This is a genomic window from Kitasatospora sp. NPDC058406 (assembly GCF_042722765.1).
Taxonomy (GTDB): Bacteria; Actinomycetota; Actinomycetes; order Streptomycetales; family Streptomycetaceae; genus Kitasatospora.
The window spans coordinates 1-5,644 of the sequence record NZ_JBHXKE010000392.1 but is presented as its reverse complement, the minus strand read 5'-3'; the positions used below and the strand labels follow the sequence as shown (position 1 = coordinate 5,644).

Sequence of the window (5,644 nt, the reverse complement as noted above, 5' to 3'; positions counted from 1 at the left end):
GACCCCCTCACCGGAGGGGGTCGGGCCGCTCTGCCGTTCCGTCAGCCGTCCCGGTGGCGCGGCGTCACGCGCCGGGGCGTCAGTGGAAGAAGTGCCGGGTACCGGTGAGGTACATGGTCACGCCCGCCTCGGCGGCCGCCGCGACGACCTCCTCGTCCCGGATCGAACCGCCCGGCTGGACGATCGCCCGGACACCGGCGGCGATCAGGATCGCCGGCCCGTCCGCGAACGGGAAGAACGCGTCGGAGGCCGCGTACGAGCCCTTGGCCCGCTCGCCGGCCCGCTCGACCGCGAGCTTGCAGGAGTCCACCCGGTTGACCTGGCCCATGCCCACGCCCACCGAGGCGCCGTCCTTGGCCAGCAGGATCGCGTTCGACTTGACGGCCCGGCAGGCCCGCCAGGCGAAGGCCAGCTCGGCCAGCTCGGCCTCGGAGAGCGCCTCGCCGGTGGCCAGCGTCCAGGTCGCCGGGTCGTCGCCCTCGGCGTGCACCCGGTCGGCGTCCTGGAGCAGCACGCCACCGGAGATCTGGCGCACCTCCTGGCGGACGGCCGGGGCCTCGGGGGCCAGCAGCACCCGCAGGTTCTTCTTGCGGGCCAGCACCTCGACGGCGCCGTCCTCGTAACCGGGGGCCACCACGACCTCGGTGAAGATCGGGGCGATCTGCTCGGCCAGCGCCACGGTGACCGGGCGGTTCACGGCGATCACGCCGCCGTACGCCGAGGCCGGGTCGCACTCGTGCGCCTTGCGGTGCGCCTCGGCGACGTCGGCGCCGACCGCGATGCCGCACGGGTTGGCGTGCTTGATGATCGCGACGGCCGGCTCCGCGTGGTCGTGCGCGGCGCGGCGGGCGGCATCGGTGTCGACGTAGTTGTTGTACGACATCTCCTTGCCGTGCAACTGCTGCGCGCCGGCCAGGCCGCCGGTGCCGTCGGTGTAGAGCGCGGCGCCCTGGTGCGGGTTCTCGCCGTAGCGGAGCACGTTCTGGCGCTCGAAGGTGGAGCCGAGGAAGGCCGGGAACGCGTCCTCGGTCTCGGTGTAGCCGGAGGTCTCGAACCAGTCGGCCACCGCGACGTCGTAGGCCGCGGTGTGGGCGAAGGCCCGGGCGGCCAGCCGCTTGCGGGTCAGCAGGTCGAAGCCGCCGGACCGCACGGCCGCGAGCACGTCGGCGTAGCGGGCCGGGTCGACCACGACGGCCACCGAGGGGTGGTTCTTGGCGGCGGCGCGGACCATGCTCGGGCCGCCGATGTCGATCTGCTCGACGCACTCGTCCGGGGTGGCGCCGGAGGCGACGGTCGCCTTGAACGGGTAGAGGTTCACCACGACCAGGTCGAAGGGCTCGACGCCCAGCTCGACCAGCTGCTCACGGTGCGACTCCAGCCGCAGGTCGGCCAGCACGCCGGCGTGCACGCGCGGGTGCAGCGTCTTCACGCGCCCGTCCAGGCACTCCGGAAAGCCCGTCAGCTCGGAGACCTCGGTCACCGGGACGCCCGCGGCGGCGATCCGGCCGGCGGTGGAACCGGTGGAGACGATGGCGACCCCGGCGGCGTGCAGGCCCTGGGCCAGCTCCTCCAGACCGGTCTTGTCGTACACGCTGATCAGGGCGCGGCGGATCGGACGGACGTCCTCGGAGACAACGGGCGTGGTGGGAGCGGCGCTCATGCCGGAATCCATACCTTTCGGTCCTCGATGCGGTGACCCTCGCGGGCCAGCCGGCCCACGACGTCGACGAGCAGCTTGCGCTCGACAGTCTTGATGCGCTCGTGCAGCGCGTCGCCGCCATCGGCGTGGTCGGCGTCGAGAACCTCCACGACGCCCTGCGCGATGATCGGCCCGGTGTCGACGCCGGCGTCGACGAAGTGGACGGTGCAGCCGGTGACCTTCACCCCGTACGCCAGCGCGTCGGTGACGCCGTGGGCGCCGGGGAAGGCGGGCAGCAGCGCGGGGTGGGTGTTGACGATCCGCCCGGCGAAGGCCGCGATGAACTCGGGGCCGAGGATCTTCATGAAGCCGGCCGTGACGACCAGGTCCGGCTCGTACGCCCGCACCGAGTCGGTCAGCGCGCGGTCCCAGCCGGCCCGGTCCGCGAAGTCCTTCACCCGGTGCACGAAGACCGGCAGACCGGCACTTTCGGCACGCTCCAGGCCGGCGATGCCGTCGCGGTCCGCGCCCACGGCGAGGATCTCGGCGCCGAACTGCGGGTCGGCGGCGGCGTCGATCAGGGCCTGCAGATTGGTGCCGGAGCCCGAGACCAGCACCACCAGACGGGCCGGTCCGGGCGTGCGGGGCGGGAAGAGCTGAGCGGGGGCGGCGGCCACTGCGCGATTCTCCGTAGGTCGGTCGCCGTCCGCTGGTACGTCCACCGGCGGTGGGGCCACTACGAACGGCAGGTCGAGCGAGGGGGAACTCCGAGAAAACCCGCCGCGACGCGGGAGCCCGGGGAACCCGTGCGAGCTGCTGACCGTCACCACGATAACGGCTGGTCGGACGGCCTCCGAAACGCCCACTCGGGCTACGCGCGTAGCTGAGACCGGGATCTCGCCGGGCCGCCCGCCCGGCCCGGTCGGCCTCCGACGGCAGGCCGCCGAAGCCTCCCGCGTACGCCTGCGGGATCATAGGGTGGCGCGGGCATCCGCCCACCGACCGAGAAGGAATGGCCGAACCATGAGCAGCGGAGACGACACCGGCGAGCGCAACCCCTTCGCGCCGCCGCCGGCGGATGCCCCTGACCAGCCGTGGCGGCCGCGAGCTCCCCGCCCGAACGGGGGCGCCGACCGGCCCGACGGCCAGGACGGCGAGCCGGACGAGCGCCCGCTCGTCCCGCCGCCGCACCCGTGGAGCCCCGGCTACCAGGGCGGCGGCCGGAACCCCCGCCCGTCGGCACCCCAGCCGCCCAAGCTCGACCCGAACGACCCGGCCCAGCGCCGGGCCCGCAACGCCGCCCTGGCCGGCATGATCTCGCTGGTCTGCGCCTTCGCGTCGCTGCACTACGTCGCGCTGTTCGTCGGCGCGCTCGCCGTCTTCTGGGGCGTCTCCGCCATGCGGGCCCCCAAGCAGAGCTCCGGCGCGGGTACGGCGGGCGGGGGATCGGCAGGTCAGGCGCCGTCGGAGCCCTCCACGCCCAACCCCCTGACCCCGGCCGCCCTGGCCGGCATCCTCACCGGGGCGATGACGGTGGTCTTCGTCTCCTCGGTGCTCGGTCTCGCGGTCTACTACAACGACTACGTCACCTGCGTCCAGGACTCGCTGACCTCCAGCGCGGTCGACGGCTGCGACAAGCTCGCACCGCAGTGGTACGTGGACATCACCAAGACGAGCGAGTAGGCGACACCCGGCCGGCGGCCGGCGCGCGTTGCGGCGCGGCCCTCGGTCGAGGTCGGAGGGCCGGCGGTCCGAGGGCCCTGCGGTCGGATGGCCCGGCGGTCCGAGGGCGGACCGCCGTCCGCGGTCGGTGTCCGGCGGCAGGGGGTCGATGCCGGGACGCCGGCACGGACCCGTTCCGGCCGGCCCCTGCCGCGACTCACTCCGTGCGGCCCGCCCGGCCGGACAACCGGACCACCGCGGCGTACGACCGGGCGCGCAGCAGCAGCACGCCCCGGCGCGCGGTGAGGACGAGCGCGCCGGTCCCGGTCCGCCCGGCGGACGCCCGCAGGGCGCGGCCCCGGGTCACCAACGCGATCGGACCCGCCACCACCGCCACCCAGACCGTCGCGGCCAACCCCGTCGACCACGGCACCGGGCCGAGCCAGGCCATCCGCCCGCCCGCCAGCGCCCCGCCGGAGAGCCAGCCGAGCAGCGCCGCCCCGCCGCCGGTCAGCAGTGCGACCGCCAGCACCGCCGTCACCGTGGCGGACGCGTGCCACGGCGGCCTCGGACCCGGCCCGGTCTCCTCGCCCCGCCTCCGCTCCGGCGCCCCCGCTGCCGCCTCGGCCTCCGCCGGGCCCTCCGGGCGTCCGCCGGCCGCCGCCACCCGGCCCAGCAGGAGCCCCGGCACCACCCCCGCCGCCACGGGCAGCAGGCAGACCAGCAGCCGCCAACCGCCCGCCCCCGGGTCCGGCAGCAGCGCGAGCAGCGGGAACTCCGGCACCGGCCCGAGGACCGTCCGCGTCGGCGCGGCCACCGCTCCCGTGCCCACCGCGAACCCCGGCCCGAGCGCGTACGCCGCACCCCACAGCACCGCGTTCGGCAGCAGCACCACGCCGAGCAGCACCGTCCCCGCGACCGCCGCCGGGCCACCCGCCAGTGCCGCCGCCGGACGATCGCCGCCGCCCACCGCTGCCAGCAGAGCCGCCCCGGCCAGCACCGCCGAGCCCGCCGCCAGCAGCCCAGCCCCGGCCGCCAGCACCGCCACCCGGACCGTCTCCGATCCCCCCACCGGACGAATCACCGCCGGCGGCCGGACCGGCCCCGGCAACCGGGCCAGCACGCGCTCCCACCCACCCGACGGCAGGCGCACCGGCTCCCCGCGACGGGCACCCGCCGCCGTCGCCGCCCCGGCCAGTGCCGCGACGACCAGCAGATCCGGCAGCACCCGCGCGCGGAACTCCCCCGCACCCGCGCACTGCGCCACCACCCCGACCGCCACCGCGCAGTAACCGGCCCAGACCGCGAACGCGCCGCCCCGCCGGATCCGCCCCGCCCCGCCGGCTCCCGTCCGCCTCCCCGCCCGCGCACCCGCGCGGTACAGCTGGACCGTCGTCAGCAGTCCGAGCAGCAGCGGGGTCACCGTCAGCGGAGCCTCGGACGCCCCGCGCAGCACCGGCGCCCCGTGTCCGAGCAGCCAGAGCGCCCCCGCCAGTCGCGCCGCCCCGGTCGCACCGTCGTCCGCGTACGGGGTCACCACCCAGAGCCCGAGCACCGGGACGGCGACGGCGGCCAGCCCGATCAGGGCGGTCCGGACCCCCGCCAGCAGGGCGGACAACACCGGTCTGGCGCCCAGTTCGCCCGGCACTTCGAGGATCGGACGGCCCATCAGCTGCGTCATGCGGCTCATCGTGCCAAGGCGACTCGCCATGCTCCGTGAAGAGGCAAACCGCCGGGGTGTCCCAGATTATTGGCTTATGCGCATTTTCAGACCCTGCCCTCACGCCGCCGCCACCGACCCGGCCCGGAGCGTCTGATGACCAAGCCCCCGACCGCCGAGCGCCCCACCAGCCAGCCGACCCCCCCACCCGCACCGCAGAACGCCGGCGCGAAAGGCCGCCCCGGCAAGGCCAAGGCCGGACGCGGCCGGTCCGGGACCGCCAAGGCCCCGCCGAAGGAGACGCCCCCGGGAACCGCGCCGCAGGAGGAGGCCGCACGGCTGCTCGGCCGGTTGACGGCCCGTGAGGCCGAGGCCTTCGCCCACCTCGCGGCCGGCCGGGACCTCGCCGAGACCGCTACCGCACTCGGAGTCACCCCGACCACCGCCCGCAGCTACCAGCACCGGGCCCTGCGCAAGCTCGGCACCCGCACCCAGGCCGAGATCGTCGCCTTCGCCGCCCTGCTGGGCCCCGTAGGGCCCGAAAGGTCGACGTCGGCATCGGCATCGGCATCGGCATCGGCATCGGCATCGGCAGCAGAGGCGCCGACGGCCGTGTCGAAGGCTGTCCCGGCGGCCGGGCCCGCGCCGGCGCCGGGGCCGGGCGGCGGCGCGGGCGGGGGAGG

The 5,644-nt window shown here is 76.0% G+C and carries 5 protein-coding genes; 2 read left to right on the top strand and 3 right to left on the bottom strand.

Annotated features, from left to right (window positions below):
- Positions 1–79: 79 nt before the first annotated feature.
- Together purH and purN are read right to left on the bottom strand one after the other, a co-directional pair.
- Positions 80–1,660, bottom strand: a complete 1,581-nt coding sequence (gene purH, locus ACFWOG_RS39240; protein ID WP_329947738.1) for a bifunctional phosphoribosylaminoimidazolecarboxamide formyltransferase/IMP cyclohydrolase — start codon at positions 1,658–1,660, stop codon at positions 80–82.
- A complete protein-coding gene (gene purN, locus ACFWOG_RS39235) occupies positions 1,657–2,316 on the bottom strand; it encodes a phosphoribosylglycinamide formyltransferase (protein ID WP_329947739.1) in 660 nt (219 codons plus the stop codon). Before purN ends, purH begins: the two co-directional genes overlap by 4 nt.
- 346 nt (positions 2,317–2,662) lie before the next feature.
- On the opposite strand from purN, the gene ACFWOG_RS39230 reads away from it, so the two are divergent.
- Positions 2,663–3,322 (top strand): hypothetical protein, encoded by a 660-nt coding sequence (locus ACFWOG_RS39230; RefSeq protein WP_329885328.1) that lies wholly within the window; start codon positions 2,663–2,665, stop codon positions 3,320–3,322.
- A gap of 196 nt (positions 3,323–3,518) precedes the next feature.
- On the opposite strand, the gene ACFWOG_RS39225 is transcribed toward ACFWOG_RS39230, so the two are convergent.
- On the bottom strand, positions 3,519–4,982 hold the full coding sequence (locus ACFWOG_RS39225; protein WP_380364391.1) for a DUF6350 family protein: 1,464 nt from the start codon (positions 4,980–4,982) through the stop codon (positions 3,519–3,521).
- A 135-nt stretch (positions 4,983–5,117) separates the two neighbouring features.
- On the opposite strand from ACFWOG_RS39225, the gene ACFWOG_RS39220 reads away from it, so the two are divergent.
- A partial coding sequence (locus tag ACFWOG_RS39220; protein ID WP_380364389.1) for a sigma factor-like helix-turn-helix DNA-binding protein occupies positions 5,118–5,644 on the top strand: 527 nt, incomplete at its 3' end.

Excerpts from the sequence above, each read along its gene's own strand:
- purH (WP_329947738.1), bottom strand. The coding sequence starts at position 1,660 with ATGAGCGCCGCTCCCACCACGCCCGTTGTCTCCGAGGACGTCCGTCCG.
- ACFWOG_RS39230 (WP_329885328.1), top strand. The coding sequence starts at position 2,663 with ATGAGCAGCGGAGACGACACCGGCGAGCGCAACCCCTTCGCGCCGCCG.
- ACFWOG_RS39225 (WP_380364391.1), bottom strand. The coding sequence starts at position 4,982 with ATGACGCAGCTGATGGGCCGTCCGATCCTCGAAGTGCCGGGCGAACTG.